General features: G+C 67.8%; 12 protein-coding genes. 6 read left to right on the forward strand and 6 right to left on the reverse strand.

The features are described from left to right. Positions 1 to 88 precede the first annotated feature (88 nt). The 5 genes from ACEPA4_RS19525 (at position 89) to hemF (ending at position 6,102) form a co-directional block, all read left to right on the forward strand. Positions 89 to 2,458 carry a S9 family peptidase gene (locus tag ACEPA4_RS19525; RefSeq protein ID WP_065177831.1) on the forward strand — a complete coding sequence of 790 codons (2,370 nt, stop codon included), beginning with the start codon at positions 89 to 91 and terminating at the stop codon, positions 2,456 to 2,458. After that, a complete protein-coding gene (locus ACEPA4_RS19530) occupies positions 2,455 to 2,874 on the forward strand; it encodes an NUDIX domain-containing protein (RefSeq protein ID WP_005420325.1) in 420 nt (139 codons plus the stop codon). Before ACEPA4_RS19525 ends, ACEPA4_RS19530 begins: the two co-directional genes overlap by 4 nt. 30 nt (positions 2,875 to 2,904) lie before the next feature. Beyond that, positions 2,905 to 3,465: a hypothetical protein gene (locus ACEPA4_RS19535; RefSeq protein ID WP_032954647.1), complete on the forward strand. Its 561-nt coding sequence runs from the start codon at positions 2,905 to 2,907 to the stop codon at positions 3,463 to 3,465. Between the two features lie 69 nt (positions 3,466 to 3,534). Continuing rightward, positions 3,535 to 5,151 carry a hypothetical protein gene (locus tag ACEPA4_RS19540; protein WP_164092785.1) on the forward strand — a complete coding sequence of 539 codons (1,617 nt, stop codon included), beginning with the start codon at positions 3,535 to 3,537 and terminating at the stop codon, positions 5,149 to 5,151. 54 nt (positions 5,152 to 5,205) lie between these two features. Next, positions 5,206 to 6,102 (forward strand): oxygen-dependent coproporphyrinogen oxidase, encoded by an 897-nt coding sequence (hemF, locus tag ACEPA4_RS19545; RefSeq protein ID WP_069138869.1) that lies wholly within the window; start codon positions 5,206 to 5,208, stop codon positions 6,100 to 6,102. Positions 6,103 to 6,138: 36 nt separating this feature from the next. Here hemF and ACEPA4_RS19550 read toward each other — a convergent pair whose 3' ends face one another. Both ACEPA4_RS19550 and polA read right to left on the reverse strand, forming a co-directional pair. Beyond that, on the reverse strand, positions 6,139 to 6,618 hold the full coding sequence (locus ACEPA4_RS19550; protein WP_053498330.1) for a DUF421 domain-containing protein: 480 nt from the start codon (positions 6,616 to 6,618) through the stop codon (positions 6,139 to 6,141). A 367-nt stretch (positions 6,619 to 6,985) separates the two neighbouring features. Beyond that, entirely contained in the window at positions 6,986 to 9,760 is a 2,775-nt protein-coding gene (gene polA, locus ACEPA4_RS19555) for a DNA polymerase I (protein WP_164092784.1), read from the reverse strand. Between the two features lie 98 nt (positions 9,761 to 9,858). Here polA and ACEPA4_RS19560 point away from each other — a divergent pair, with 98 nt between their 5' ends. Next, positions 9,859 to 10,143 (forward strand): DUF2782 domain-containing protein, encoded by a 285-nt coding sequence (locus tag ACEPA4_RS19560; RefSeq protein WP_065185913.1) that lies wholly within the window; start codon positions 9,859 to 9,861, stop codon positions 10,141 to 10,143. A gap of 171 nt (positions 10,144 to 10,314) precedes the next feature. Here ACEPA4_RS19560 and ACEPA4_RS19565 read toward each other — a convergent pair whose 3' ends face one another. The 4 genes from ACEPA4_RS19565 to uvrD form a co-directional block, all read right to left on the reverse strand. Then, positions 10,315 to 10,761 (reverse strand): universal stress protein, encoded by a 447-nt coding sequence (locus ACEPA4_RS19565; RefSeq protein ID WP_005420335.1) that lies wholly within the window; start codon positions 10,759 to 10,761, stop codon positions 10,315 to 10,317. Between the two features lie 191 nt (positions 10,762 to 10,952). Then, the gene (locus ACEPA4_RS19570) at positions 10,953 to 11,507 is read right to left on the reverse strand and encodes a hypothetical protein (protein ID WP_053498326.1); all 555 of its coding nucleotides are present in this window, start codon (positions 11,505 to 11,507) and stop codon (positions 10,953 to 10,955) included. A gap of 178 nt (positions 11,508 to 11,685) precedes the next feature. Then, a complete protein-coding gene (locus ACEPA4_RS19575; protein ID WP_005420343.1) occupies positions 11,686 to 12,012 on the reverse strand; it encodes a low molecular weight protein tyrosine phosphatase family protein in 327 nt (108 codons plus the stop codon). A 117-nt stretch (positions 12,013 to 12,129) separates the two neighbouring features. After that, positions 12,130 to 14,322 carry a DNA helicase II gene (gene uvrD / locus ACEPA4_RS19580; protein WP_262090203.1) on the reverse strand — a complete coding sequence of 731 codons (2,193 nt, stop codon included), beginning with the start codon at positions 14,320 to 14,322 and terminating at the stop codon, positions 12,130 to 12,132. Positions 14,323 to 14,327: the final 5 nt, after the last annotated feature.

Consider the following 14,327-nt stretch of genomic DNA (forward strand, 5'->3'; position numbering starts at 1 on the left):
CGATTCCGCTGCCATGACCTGTGGCCCCTGCCCCCGGCCCGGACGGCTGCTACCCTTGCCCGGTTTCCTCTTCTGGTGCCGTCCGCCCATGTCCCGAGTGCTGCCCCTGTCCCTCCTGCTGTCGGCCGTGCTGGCCGCACCGGCCGCGCATGCCGCGCCGACGCCGATCACCATCGAACAGGCCATGGCCGACCCGGACTGGATCGGTCCGCCGGTCGAGAAGGCCTGGTGGTCGTGGAACAGCCAGCAGGTGGAATACCAGCTCAAGCGCAACGGCAGCCCGGTGCGCGACACCTTCCGCCAGCCGGTGGCCGGCGGCGTGGCCGCGCAGGTGGCCGATGACCAGCGCGGTACCCTGGACGTCGCCGATCCGGTCTACGACCGCAGCCGCAGCCGCAGCGCCTTCGTGCGCAATGGCGATGTGTTCGTGCGCGACCTGCGCAGTGGCGCGCTGACCCAGCTGACCCGCAGCAACGAGCGCGCGGGCAATGTGAACTTCGCGGCCGACAACGGCGTGATCTGGCGCGTCGGCCAGAACTGGTTCCATTGGACCGCCGCCAGCGGCGTGCAGCAGGTGGCCAGCCTGAAGGCCGAGAAGGACCCGCGCACGCCGCCGAAGGCCGACGTGCTCCGCGACCAGCAGCTGCGCACGCTGGAAACCCTGCGCCGCGACCGCGAGCAGCGCGAGGCATTGAAGGACCAGGACCAGCGCTGGCGCCAGGCGGATCCGACCCGCGCACCGGGCCCGGTCTACCTGGGCGCCGACGTCGAGATCGGTGACAGCGTGCTGTCGCCGGACCTGACCCACCTGATCGTGGTGACCAAGCCGAAGGACTTCGACGACGGCCGCACCAGCAAGATGCCGCTGTACGTGACCGAGTCGGGCTACGAGGAAACCGAGGACACCCGCACCCGCGTCGGCCGCAACGGCTTCGAGCCACACACCCTGTGGTACGTGGACGTGCGCACCGGCAAGGCCGAGAAAGTCTCGCTGTCCGGCCTGCCGGGCATCAGCACCGACCCGCTGGCCGAACTGCGCCGCAAGGCCGGCAAGGATGCGCTGAAGGGCGAGCGCAGCGTGCAGGTGATGAGCGACTTCATGGGCGGCGGCATCCGCTGGAGCGCCGACGGCCAGCAGGCCGCGGTGATGCTGCGTGCCAACGACAACAAGGACCGCTGGATCATCAGCGTCAACGCCGCCGACGGCCGCGTCCAGAACCGCCACCGCCTGACCGACAACGCCTGGATCAACTGGGGCTTCAACGATTTCGGCTGGATGGCCGATGGCCGCACGCTGTGGCTGTTGTCCGAGGAATCGGGCTTCTCGCACCTGTACACCCAGGCCGGCACCGCCAAGCCGCAGGCGCTGACCAGCGGCAAGTGGGAAACCTCGGCACCGGTGCCGTCGGCCGATGGCAAGGGCTTCTACTTCCTGTGCAACCAGCAGGCGCCGCATGATTACGAAGTCTGCGCGGTCGACACCGGCAACCGCCAGGTGCGCGAGCTGACCAGCCTCAACGGCGTGGAAGACTTCTCGCTGTCGCCGGACGGCCAGCAGCTGCTGGTGCGCTACTCCGGCGCCTACCTGCCGCCGCAGTTGGCGGTGCTGCCCAGTGCCGGTGGCCAGGCGCGCGTGCTGACCGACACCCGCACCGCCGACTACAAGGCACGCCAGTGGATCCAGCCGAAGCTGGTGGCAGTGCCGTCCAAGCATGGTGCCGGCGTGGTCTGGGCCAAGTACTACGAACCGGAGAACAAGGAACCGGGCCGCAAGTACCCGATCGTGATGTTCGTGCACGGCGCCGGCTACCTGCAGAACGTGCACCAGCGCTACCCGGCCTATTTTCGCGAGCAGATGTTCCACAACCTGCTGGTGCAGAAGGGCTACATCGTGCTGGACATGGACTACCGCGGCAGCGAGGGCTACGGCCGCGACTGGCGCACGGCGATCTACCGCAACATGGGCCACCCGGAACTGGAAGACTACAAGGACGGCCTGGACTGGCTGGTCGACACCCAGCAGGGTGACCGCGACCACGCCGGCATCTACGGCGGTTCCTATGGCGGCTTCATGACCTTCATGGCGCTGTTCCGTGCGCCGGGCACCTTCAAGGCCGGCGCCGCGCTGCGCCCGGTGGTGGACTGGCACAACTACAACCACGGCTACACCAGCAACATCCTCAACACCCCGGACATCGACCCGGAGGCGTACCGCGTGTCCTCGCCGATCGAGTACGCACAGAACCTGCAGGACAACCTGCTGATCGCCCACGGCATGATGGATGACAACGTGTTCTTCCAGGACTCGGTGAACCTCACCCAGCGCCTGATCGAACTGCACAAGGACAACTGGTCGATCGCCCCCTACCCGCTGGAACGCCACGGCTATGTGCGTGCCGATTCCTGGCTGGACCAGTACAAGCGCATCCTCAAGCTGTTCGAGCAGAACCTGAAGTGAGCAATGCCGCAGCCACGATCCGGATCGTGGCTGCGGTCATCCTGGATGACCGCGGCCGGGCGCTGGTGGTGCGCAAGCAGGGTGCGCGCCGCTTCATCCAGCCCGGTGGCAAGCCCGAACCCGGCGAGGCGCCCCTGCAGGCGCTGGCCCGCGAGCTGGACGAGGAACTGGGCGTGCAGCTGCGCGCCGATGCCGCCATCGCGCTGGGCACGTTCGAGGACTGGGCTGTGAACGAGCCCGGCCACCGCGTGCAGGCACAGGCGTGGTGGGTGCAGGTGGACGGTGCGCCGCAGGCGCGCGCCGAAATTGCCGAACTGGCCTGGGTGCCGCTGCAACCGCCGCATGGCCTACCCTTGGCACCCTTGAGCGAACACCATATCCTGCCGGCCGTCGCCACCCGGGCGACGGCCCGCTGAGCAGGCGGGCGCCGACTGCAAGGACATCGGATGTCAATGTCGATCCCGTCGATCCCCTCGCCGCTTTCCCCGGCCTATCACGCCTGGGTGCGCCCGGTCGCACAGGCTTCGTTCTGGCTGTCACTGCTGCTGACGATCTACTTCGTGCTGCAGGGACTGGTGCTGTGGCCGCTGCAGAACCTCAGGCTGTGGCGCCTGGTGGAAAGCGAAGTGCAGCAACAGCAGCTGCACAGCCTGGTCTGGCTGCTGGCGCACCCGGTGGCCGCGTCAATGGTCGTCGCGCTGTTGTGCCTGGCCTCGACCGTGTCCAGCTGGGGCCTGCTGCGTGAACGTCGCTGGGGCCTGTGGAGCTTCGTGGTACTGCTGCTGCTGAGTGCCCTGACCAACTTCGCAGCCGCCTGGTGGCTGGACCTGTTCATGGGCGACTTCATTCCGCTGCTGGCCGATGACCCGGCCCTGCTGCAGGAGCTGCAGCTGAAACGCTGGCTGATCACGCTGACCGTGGTCGGCATGTCGTTCGTGCTTCTCGGCCTGCAGGGCTGGCTGGCCTGGCGACTGCTGCGCCCCGACGTGCGCGCGCGCTTCCACTGAGTTCTGCCGGGCGTGGGCCAGGGCCTCCGGCAGCACCCGGCGTTTGCCTTTGATCGTCAAGGAGACGACATGCTCTCACGCGCACCGTACCGCCACTGGCTGGCCTGGGCGTTGCTGCTGGCCACGCCGGTGGCCGCGGCACAGTCACCGCAATGCGGCCTGTTCGAGGCCGACGAAGGCAGCAGCACGCTGCGTGTCAGCTCATCCAACCGCGGCGAGCAGAAGCACTTCGGCAGCGCACCGACGCCGGTCGCGTTCCAGCAGATCGACGGAAAGCTGCAGCTGGTGAACCTGGAGTACGGCCTGCCCAGCGTGCTGCAAGTGCGCGATCGGGGCCGCACGGTCGAGGTGGATGGCACGGTCTACACCCTGCAGGCCCCCGCACAATGCGCCGCAGCCGCCACCCCGGCTGAAGGCAGCTGCCTGGCCGATGCGGCGGCGTGCCTGGACACCCGTCGCGAAGCGACCCCGACCGTGCTGGCAGCGGCTTGCCGGGAGGGCGTGCCCGGCATGTGCCTGCAGTTGGCCGATCGCTGGCATGACGAGGCCAGGGCGCCGGCCACGCCGGATGAGGCGCAGCAACAGGCCATCCTCGATACCGCACTGGCCGGCATCGAACTGCCTGTGCCGTGCCGGAATGGCGGCTTCAGCAACGAGACACCGGCCTGTGCAGCGGCGCTGGAAGCGGATCCGGCGCTGCAGGAGCAGATCGTCAAGGCCGCGATGGGTGCGGCGATGGTTGAAGCGGTGAGCTCCGTGCTGTCACCCTCCACGCCGGTGGTGGTGCCGGCCGCGCAGCGCCAGCAGCTGTTGCAGTTGTGCCAGCAGGTCGGCCATGGCGGCTTCTGCAGCCGCGTGGCCGAGCTCTCGTGGGAATCCGGCGACCCCTTGCAGGCGGTGCAGGCACTGGCCACAGCGTGCGCGCCCGGCAAGGACAGCGCCGCCTGTGAGCGCCTGCCTGCGTTGCGGGCGCTGGGCGCCTCGTTGCGGCCGCAGCCGGCTACGGCGCTGCCCTGCGGTACCTTCCGCGCCGCAGGTGGCCTGATGGATACGCTGGACTTCGGCGATGCGGGACGGGTCGGCATCGGCTGGGACAGCCAGCTGCGTGCCCGTGTCGAAGAGGGCGACATCCGCATCCGCCACGACAAGGGCGGCGACTTCGTGCTGCGGCCGTTGCCCGGGGGCCAGCTGCTGGGCCTGGACACGTGGACACGCTTCCAGGTGTTCGTGCCGACCGGCGAGGGCGCGAGCACCTGCAGCCCGCCGAAACACTACACGGTGCTGCCGCTGCCGCAGGACTGCCCACTGGCGCTGGCCAACGAGGACGGCGCCGACGCCTGCTGTGCGCAGGGCAAGCTGCAGGGCTGCAACATACTCGGCAACCGGCTGGCGCTGTCCGGGCACTGGCTGCAGGCCGCAGAGCACTACACCACGGTCTGCCGCGCCGGCGTCCGCGAAGGGTGCGAGAACCTGGTCACCGCGCAGGGCAATGGGGCGGACGTGGATGCACGCGCCATCCTGGGGCAACTGTGCGAGGCCGACCGCAGCGGCCTGCATGTGGCCTGCGATGTGCTCGGAACCCAGAACTGGGAGCTGATCACGCTGGGCGGTGCCCTGCAGAAGGCGGTTGATGAAGCGGCCCTGGACGACGCTCCGGCGCCGCGCACTACCAACCGCAAGCGCTGAGCCTGCCAGGGCCTGTCCGCGGCGTTGGCCGGGCCCTGCGGTAAAGTACGCGCCATGAACGAATTCGAGCGCGTTCGCGCCTACCTCACCGAGCTGCAGGACCGCATCTGTGCGGCGATCGAGGCCGTCGATGGCCGGGCCCGCTTCCAGGAAGACCTGTGGCAGCGTGCCGAGGGCGGTGGCGGGCGTACCCGCGTGCTGCGCGACGGTGCGGTGTTCGAGCAGGCCGGCATCGGCTTCTCCGACGTGGCTGGCAGCCGCCTGCCACCGTCAGCCTCGGCCAACCGCCCGGAACTGGCGGGCGCCTCCTGGCGCGCCACCGGCGTGTCGCTGGTGTTCCACCCGCTCAACCCGTACGTGCCGACCACCCATGCCAACGTGCGCTTCTTCCAGGCGCAGCGCGACGGCGAAGTGGTGGCCAGCTGGTTCGGCGGCGGCTTCGACCTGACCCCGTTCTACCCGTTCGACGAGGACGTGCAGCATTGGCACCGGGTCGCACGCGACCTGTGCACGCCGTTCGGCGAAGAACGCTATGCCGCGCACAAGCGCTGGTGCGACGAATACTTCTTCCTGCGCCACCGCAATGAAACGCGCGGCGTCGGCGGCCTGTTCTTCGATGACCTGCACGGCGACTTCGAGCGCGATTTCGCTTATCTGCGTGCGGTCGGCGATGGCTTCCTCGATGCGTACCTGCCGATCGTGCAGCAGCGCAAGGACGCCCTTTACGGCGAGCGCGAACGCGAGTTCCAGCTGTACCGCCGCGGCCGCTACGTGGAATTCAACCTGGTCTACGACCGCGGTACCCTGTTCGGGCTGCAGAGCGGTGGCCGCAGCGAAAGCATCCTGATGAGCCTGCCACCGCGGGTGCGCTGGGAATACGGCTTCTCGCCCGAACCGGGCAGCCCCGAATCGCGCCTGGCAGACTATCTGGTGCCGCGCGACTGGCTCTGAGGGGTGCCGTCGCGCGGGGCGTGGGCTCGGCGCTGGTCAGCTGCCCTTCCGCGCGATGATGGTGATGTGCCCGGTGGTCTCCAGCAGGGCAATCTGCACGTCTTCAATCTGCAGCCCGCCCTGCTGGCGCAGCGCGGCATCGAAGTCGGCGCGGCTGATCAGCTCGCGGCGAAGTACCGCCTCGAACAGGCGACCATCGCGCGCGATTACGGTGGGTTCTCCTTCGATCAACCGCTCCATCCGCCGGTTCCGGGTGGTCAGCCAGCCCACCCCGTAGTTCAGCAGGATCAGGGTCGCCGCCAGCAGCAGGCCGCCGCCCAGCGAGGTGTCAGCGCCCAGCAGCGCGTTCTGCACCGCGTTGCCCAGCAGCACGATCAGCAGCACGTCGAAGGGCGTGATCTGCCCCAGGGCCCGCTTGCCGCCCAGCCGGACCATGCCCAGCACCACGACATACACCACCACCGCGCGCAGGATGAATTCCCACCACGGCATGGCCAGGGCGAACAGGTCGGGCATGGTCTTCCCCTGCGGAACGGTGGCCCAGCCTAGCACCTGGGGTCAGATCCCTTTGCCCGACGGGCAAAGGGATCTGACCCCATCCGAGGTTCCGTTGGCGCAAATAAAAAGCCCCGCTGACCAGGGGGAGGTCAACGGGGCCGGGGAACGGGCACTTGGGGAGGAGTCCCCGTTCCGAGATCTGCTCCAGGGGATGGGAGAGATCCACAACAGGCATTGCGCCTGTCGGGAGTTATAGAAGCACTCCGAACACTAACGGTTCGTGAAGGGGCCCCATTTAATGAATTTCAATCGGGGCAACATTCATGGTCGAGTCAGAAACCCCCGACTCATGAACACATTCACGTCGTTTTCGGCCTGAATTCCGTCAGTGCGCCTCATCCCAGTTGCTGCCGACGCCGGTATCGACCACCAGCGGCACTCGCAGTTTGGCCGCTTGCGACATGCGCTCCACCACCTGCAAACGCAGGTCTTCAACGAAACTGCTTTCGGTTTCGAAGACCAGTTCATCGTGTACCTGCAGGATCATCCGCGCTGGTGCCCCGCTGTCGCGCAGCCACTGGTCCACATCCACCATCGCGCGCTTGATGATGTCGGCGGCGGTGCCCTGCATCGGCGCGTTGATCGCGGCGCGCTCGGCACCGGCGCGCAGGCCCTGGTTGCGGGCGTGGATGTCGTTCAGGTACAGGCGGCGGCCGAACAGGGTTTCCACGTAGCCCTGGTCACGGGCCTGCTGGCGCATCCGCTCCATGAAGTCACGCACGCCCGGATAGCGGCTGAAGTACAGCGCCACGTAGTCCTGTGCCTGGCCACGGTCGATGCCCAGATTGCGGGCCAGGCCGAAGGCGCTCATGCCGTACATCAGGCCGAAGTTGATCGCCTTGGCGGCGCGGCGCTCGTTCGAGGTCACTTCCTCCAGCGTGCGCCCGAACACCTCGGCGGCGGTGGCGCGGTGCACGTCGGCGCCCTGCTCGAAGGCGCGCACCAAGCCCGGATCCTCGGACAGGTGGGCCATGATCCGCAGCTCGATCTGCGAATAGTCGGCCGCCAGCAGCTGGAAGCCCTCCGGCGCCACGAACGCGCGGCGGATGCGGCGGCCGTCCTCGGTGCGGATCGGGATGTTCTGCAGGTTCGGGTCCGATGAGGACAGGCGGCCGGTGGCGGCACCAGACTGGTGGTAACTGGTATGCACCCGGCCGGTGTCCGGGTTGACCATCTCCGGCAGCTTGTCGGTATAGGTGCTGCGCAGCTTGGCCAACCCGCGGTAGTCGAGGATCACCCGTGGCAGCTCGTGCTGGTCGGCGATTGCCTCCAGTGCCTCTTCATTGGTGCTGGGCTGGCCCTTCGGGGTCTTCACCACCGCCGGCAGCTTCAGCTCGTCGAACAGCACCGCCTGCAGCTGCTTGGGCGAATCCAGGTTGAAGCTGCGGCCGGCCAGCTCGGTGGCCTTCTGCTGCGCGGCCAGCATGCGCGAGGACAGGTCCTGGCTCTGCCGGCGCAGTTCGTCGGTGTCGATCCGCACGCCGTTGGCTTCAATGCTGGTCAGCACCGGCACCAGCGGCATCTCGATGTCGCGGTACACGCTGTCCAGCGCCGGCTCGGCCAGCAGCTGCGGCTGCAGCGCGCGATGGAGGCGCAGGGTAATGTCGGCGTCCTCGGCCGCATAGCGGCTGGCTTCGTCGATGCCCACCTGCGAGAACGGAATCTGCTTGGCGCCCTTGCCGGCCACGTCCTCGAACTTGAGGGTGGTGTAGCCCAGGTAACGCAGGGCCAGCGAATCCATGTCGTGGCGGGTGGCGGTGGAGTTGAGCACGAAGCTCTCGAGCATGGTGTCGTCGTGGTAGCCCTGCACCTCCACGCCGTGGCGGCGCAGCACATGCAGGTCGTACTTGCCGTGCTGGCCCAGCTTCTTCTTCGCCGGGTCCTGCAGCACCGGCCGCAGCGCATCCAGCACCTGCTGCATCGGCAGCTGGGCCGGCGCACCCGGGTAATCGTGGCCGACCGGAATGTAGGCCGCCCTGCCCGGCTCGACAGCCAGGCTGACGCCGACCAGGCGCGCGCGCATCGCGTCCAGCGCATCGGTTTCGGTATCGAAGCTGATCAGGTCGGCCTGCTGCAGGCGTTCGACCCAGGCCTGCAGCTGCTCGGCGGTCAGCACGGTCTCGTATTCACCCGGCGCGGACAGTGCCGGATCCAGCGTGCCAGCGGCGGGCGCCTCGACGCTGCCACGCGCGAAGCCGGCCGCAGTGCCGCGCAGGCTCGGGGTCGCCTCGCTGGCGGCCACCGGTGCTGGCACCGGCGCGCCCAGTTCCTTCAGTGCCTGGGTGAAGCCGTAGCGCGCATACAGCTCGGTCAGCTCCGGCACGTCCTGCTCGCGCAGGGCCAGCGTGGTCGGGCTGGCGTCCAGCTGCACGTCGGTACGGATGGTCACCAGCTCGCGGTTCAGCGGCAGGCGTTCCAGCGCCGCGCGCAGGTTTTCGCCGATCTTGCCCTTCATGGTCGGCGCGGCCGCCATCACCCCATCCAGGTGCTGGTACTCGGCCAGCCACTTGGCAGCGGTCTTCGGCCCGCACTTCTCCACGCCCGGCACGTTGTCGACCGCGTCGCCCATCAGCGCCAGCAGGTCGATGATCTGGTCGGCGCGCACGCCGAATTTCTCCATCACCGCCGCATCCGAATCCATGCGGCTGCCGGTCATGGTGTTGACCAGCTCGATGCCCGGGCGCACCAGCTGGGCGAAGTCCTTGTCGCCGGTGGAAATGGTCACCTTCAGGTCCTGCGCCAGGCCCTGGAGGGCCAGCGTGCCGATCACATCGTCGGCTTCCACGCCGGGGACGCGCAGGATGCTGATGCCCAGCGCCTCGACGATGCGGCACATCGGCTCGACCTGGCTGCGCAGCTCATCGGGCATCGGCGGGCGGTTGGCCTTGTACTGGTCGTACAGGTCATCACGGAAGGTCTTGCCGGGCGCATCGACCACGAACGCGACGTAGGCCGGGCGCTCCTTCAGCGTCGAACGCAGCATGTTGACCACGCCGAACAGCGCGCCGGTGGGTTCACCCTGTGCATTGGACAGGGGCGGCAGCGCGTGGAACGCGCGGTACAGGTAACTGGACCCGTCGATCAGGACTAATCTGCTCATGCGCCGATTCTACGCGCCCGTGCCTGCACCGCGGCGACACGGCGCGCACACCGCGATGGGGCATAATCAGGGCTCTTTCCAGGCAAAGGCCCCCGCCGATGAAGACCCTGATGCTGGCTTCCCTGCTCCTGCTCGCTGGCTGCGCCAGCATGGGTGGCGCAGGTGCTCCCCCGGTGGACGTCAAGGGCGCGGATGTGTCCAGGCGCACCATGGACAACGGCGATGTCATCGAGGAATACCGTGTGTCCGGCCAGCTGCGCATGGTCAAGGTGACGCCGTCGCGCGGTGCTCCGTTCTACATGTACGACAAGAACGGCGACGGCCGCATGGACAACGACAAGGACGGTGTCTCGCCGGTCTACTGGAAGCTGTACAGCTGGTGAGGTGACCGGGGTTGTGACCGGGGTCGGATCCCTTTCCACAGGAAAGGGCTCTGACCCCCTCGAAGCCATCGGCACGGCCGCCGATCCCCCCACAAAAAAACAACGCCGGCACGCATCCTGCGCACCGGCGTCGGGTCCCTCCCCGGGAACGCTTGAATCTGCGGGTATGGATCAGCGGATGACCAGTACCGGCAGCGTGCTGCGTGCCAGCACCTCGGCAGTCTGGCTGCCCAGCAGCACGCGGGTCACGCCACGGCGGCCGTGCGAGGTCATCACGATCAGGTCGCTGTTGCGCTCGGCCGCCGTCTCGATGATGCCGTCGGCCGCGTAGCGGTCCAGCACGTGCACCGGGTTGGCGGTGATGCCCTGCTCGGCGGCCTTGGCCAGCGCCGGCTGCAGCACCTTCTGCGCGCCTTCCTCGCGGTCAGCCTTGTATTCCGGGCTGTTCATGTAGCCCACGCTCCAGCCCATGGCGTCGTACATGCCGACGGCCCACGGCTCGGAGACAGTCACGATATCGACCTCGGCGTTGAGGTCCTTGGCCAGCTCCAGGCCCTTGGCCAGGCCCTTGTCGGCCAGCTCGGACCCGTCGGTGGCAATCAGGATGCGCTTGTACATGGTGGGGCTCCGTGGCGGTCTGCCAGATGGGAACGCCACCATTGCACACCGGATGTGGAGGCGGCGCCTTGAGCAGGATCAATCCGGCGCTGTGCAGGGGCCCGTGCGCACCGTCGCGTGGTCCGAGGGACGCGCTCGGCCGGCCCCCTTCTGTAGAGCCGAGCCCATGCTCGGCTCCACAACAATGTCGCTCAGGCGATCTGCACCACGCGTGCGTTCTGGCACAGCGGATAACTGGACACGAATTCGGCAATCGCATCACGCATCGCCTCGAACGATTCGCCGTACATGTACAGTGCGGTTTCGGTCGGGCCCTGCCACCAACTGCAGATCTCGCCCAGGCCATCGATGTTCCCGGACAGCTGCTCGAATACGTGGTTGGAATCGCACTGTTCGTAGACCTCGTCCGGCAGGTTCAGGCCATCCAGGTAGATGCCCAGGCCCTCGGTCACACCGAAGCTGCGATCAGCTTCGCCTGCCCCCTGGATCTTCGACCCCTTCGGCGCACCCAGCTGCTCCAGCAGGTCGATCAGCTTGGGCACCCCGGCCACGTCGACCAGTGCCACTTCGATATCGCCGTATTCGACCTCGCCGTCGTCGGACATCGCGGTGCCGCCACCGGTGATCTCGCCGACATTGGCCGCCTGCAGCAGCGCATCGAGCGGGTCTTCGAACAGCTCGTGGCGATGCTCCGGCTGCAGCCGGGCATTCAAGGTCACGGTGACGTGCAGCGCGGGTTCGGTCATGGGGGCGTTCCTGGAAGAAGTGCCGCCTATTGTAGAGCCGAAGGTAGCGGCAGGAGCCGCTGCCAACGTCGCTTGCGACGGCCCGAAGGGTGCCGGTCAGGACGACCGGCATAGCCCAAGCTCGGCTGCTTTTCCCGCCAGAAGCAGCCGAGCACGGGCTCGGCTCTACAACAACCCGTCAACGCAGGAACGGCGTCACCTTGTGCTTGAGCAGCTCGATCAGCACCGGGTCCATGTACTCGTAGTCGTCCGGAATATCCAGGCAGATCACTCGCTTGCCGTTCAACCACGCCTTGTAGCGGCTGGACAGCCGGTTGCGGTGGGCGCGCTCCATCACGAACACCAGGTCGGCCCACTGCAGCAGCTCGGGGCTGAGCACTTCCTCGGCATCGGCCAGCAACCCGGCCGAGGCGGTCTCGATACCCGGCCAATCGGCGAATACCTGCTCGGCCGTCGGGCTGCGCAGGCGGTTCTGACTGCAGAGGAAGAGCACGTTGCGGGTCATGAGCGCAGCCTAATCGGGGTCGGATCCCTTTTCCAACGGAAAGGGATCCGACCCCATACGTGTACCGCGTTGGGGTCAGCGCCCTCCCTGCGGGAGGGATCCGCCCCCCGACGGTGATCAGATCACCGTCAGGTTGGCGTAGGCCATCACCAGCCACTTGCTCCCCGCGTCGGCAAACTCGACCTGCACGCGGGCGTGTGCGCCGCTGCCTTCGTAGTCGGTCACCATGCCTTCGCCAAACTTGGGATGGGTAACCAGCGCGCCGAGCTTGACCGGCGGTGCCTCGATCGAGGCGTGGCCCATCACCCGGCTGGCGCCCATCGATGCCGGCCGCGAGACCTGCACCTTCGGGCGCACTTCGTGCAGCAGCTCGCGCGGAATCTCGCGCAGGAAGCGCGACGGCAGGCTGTAGTTGTCCTGGCCGTGGATGCGGCGCGATTCGGCGTAGCTCAGCACCAGCTTCTGGCGCGCGCGGGTGATGCCGACGTAGGCCAGGCGACGCTCTTCCTCCAGCCGCCCGCTTTCTTCCAGCGAACGTGCACTCGGGAACAGGCCGTCTTCCATGCCTGCCAGGAACACCAGCGGGAATTCCAGGCCCTTGGCCGAGTGCAGGGTCATCAGCTGCACGCCGTCCTCGCCCGCCTGCGCCTGGCCTTCACCGGCCTCCAGCGCGGCGTAGGCCAGGAACGCGACCAGCTCGTCCATGTCCTCGCCCACTTCCTCGATGTCGTCGGCGCGGCGCACGAAGCGCGAAGCGACCGAGACCAGTTCGTCGAGGTTGTCGGTGCGCGATTCCGAATCCAGCGAATTGCGGCTTTCCTTGCTCCAGTGCTCGCGCAGCTGCGAGCGGGCCAGCACGTGGTCCACGCGCTCGGCCAGGGTCATGTGCACGGTCTGGGCCTGCAGCTCGTTGACCAGCCCCAGGAAGCCGGCCAGTGCATTGCGCGCACGTGCGGCCAGCGCGCTGCCCTGGGTGACCAGCATCGTCGCTTCCCACAACGAAATGCCCTGGGCGCGCGCCTCGCGGCGCACTTCGTCCAGCGTGCGGTCGCCGATGCCCCGGGTGGGCGTGTTGACCGCGCGCTCGAAAGCGGCGTCATCATTGCGGTTGGACAGCAGGCGCAGGTAGGCCAGCGCGTCCTTGATTTCGGCACGCTCGAAGAAGCGCATGCCGCCGTACACGCGATAGGGCACCTGTTCGCTCAGCAGCGCCTCTTCAAGCGCGCGCGACTGTGCGTTGCTGCGGTAGAGCACGGCCACTTCGGTGTAGCTGCCACCGTCGCGCACCCACTGGCGGGCACGCTCGACGATGTAGCGCGCCTCGTCCATCTCGTTGTACGCCGCGTACAGGTCGATCGGTTCACCGTCGCCGCTGTCGGTCCACAGCTGCTTGCCGATGCGGTCCGGGTTGTGCGCGATCACCGCGTTGGCGGCGCCGAGGATGTTGGCGGTGGAGCGGTAGTTCTGCTCCAGGCGGATGGTCTGCGCGCCCGGGAAATCGCGCAGGAAGCCCTGCACGTTCTCGACCTTGGCGCCGCGCCAGCCGTAGATGGCCTGGTCATCGTCGCCGACCACGAACACGTGGCCGGAATCACCGGCCAGCACGCGCACGAAGGCGTACTGGATGGCGTTGGTGTCCTGGAACTCGTCCACCAGGATCTCGCGGAAGCGGGCGCGGTAGTGCGACAGCAGCGCCGGGTTGTCGCGCAGCAGTTCATGCGCGCGCAGCAGCAGCTCGGCGAAGTCGACCAGGCCGGCGCGGTCGCAGCGCGCCTGATACTCGATGTAGGCCTGGCGCATGGTTTCCAGCCACGCGTCGTGCGGTTCGGGCTGGATGTGCTGCGGGCGGCGGCCCTCGTCCTTCTGCGCGTTGATCCACCACGCGATCTGCTTGGGCGGGTACTTGCCGTCGTCCAGCTCCAGCGCCTGCACCACGCGCTTGACCAGCCGCAGCTGGTCGTCCGAATCCATCACCTGGAAGCCTTCGGGCAGCTTCGCGTCCTGCCAGTGCAGGCGCAGCAGGCGGTTGGCCAGGCCGTGGAAGGTACCGATCCACATGCCACGGCTGCCATGGGGCAACTGTGCATCGATGCGGTGGCGCATTTCGCCGGCCGCCTTGTTGGTGAAGGTCACCGCGAAAATGCCGTGGGTCGGCACGCCATCGACTTCATGCAGCCAGGCGATGCGGTGGGTGAGTACGCGGGTCTTGCCGGAACCGGCACCGGCCAGCACCAGGTGGTGGCCGGGGGGAGCGGAGACGGCTTCGCGCTGGGCCGGGTTCAGGCCATCAAGCAGGTGGGAGACATCCATGCCTC

The sequence above is a fragment of the Stenotrophomonas sp. P2112 genome, from assembly GCF_041897515.1.
GTDB lineage: Bacteria > Pseudomonadota > Gammaproteobacteria > Xanthomonadales > Xanthomonadaceae > Stenotrophomonas > Stenotrophomonas sepilia.

Bases quoted from the DNA above. Each gene is read 5' to 3' on its own strand.
- ACEPA4_RS19550 (WP_053498330.1), bottom strand. From the start codon at position 6,618: ATGCCCGACCTGTTCGCCCTGGCCATGCCGTGGTGGGAATTCATCCTG.
- ACEPA4_RS19540 (WP_164092785.1), top strand. From the start codon at position 3,535: ATGCTCTCACGCGCACCGTACCGCCACTGGCTGGCCTGGGCGTTGCTG.
- polA (WP_164092784.1), bottom strand. From the start codon at position 9,760: ATGAGCAGATTAGTCCTGATCGACGGGTCCAGTTACCTGTACCGCGCG.
- ACEPA4_RS19565 (WP_005420335.1), bottom strand. From the start codon at position 10,761: ATGTACAAGCGCATCCTGATTGCCACCGACGGGTCCGAGCTGGCCGAC.
- uvrD (WP_262090203.1), bottom strand. From the start codon at position 14,322: ATGGATGTCTCCCACCTGCTTGATGGCCTGAACCCGGCCCAGCGCGAA.
- ACEPA4_RS19570 (WP_053498326.1), bottom strand. From the start codon at position 11,507: ATGACCGAACCCGCGCTGCACGTCACCGTGACCTTGAATGCCCGGCTG.
- ACEPA4_RS19575 (WP_005420343.1), bottom strand. From the start codon at position 12,012: ATGACCCGCAACGTGCTCTTCCTCTGCAGTCAGAACCGCCTGCGCAGC.
- ACEPA4_RS19560 (WP_065185913.1), top strand. From the start codon at position 9,859: ATGAAGACCCTGATGCTGGCTTCCCTGCTCCTGCTCGCTGGCTGCGCC.
- ACEPA4_RS19525 (WP_065177831.1), top strand. From the start codon at position 89: ATGTCCCGAGTGCTGCCCCTGTCCCTCCTGCTGTCGGCCGTGCTGGCC.
- ACEPA4_RS19535 (WP_032954647.1), top strand. From the start codon at position 2,905: ATGTCAATGTCGATCCCGTCGATCCCCTCGCCGCTTTCCCCGGCCTAT.
- hemF (WP_069138869.1), top strand. From the start codon at position 5,206: ATGAACGAATTCGAGCGCGTTCGCGCCTACCTCACCGAGCTGCAGGAC.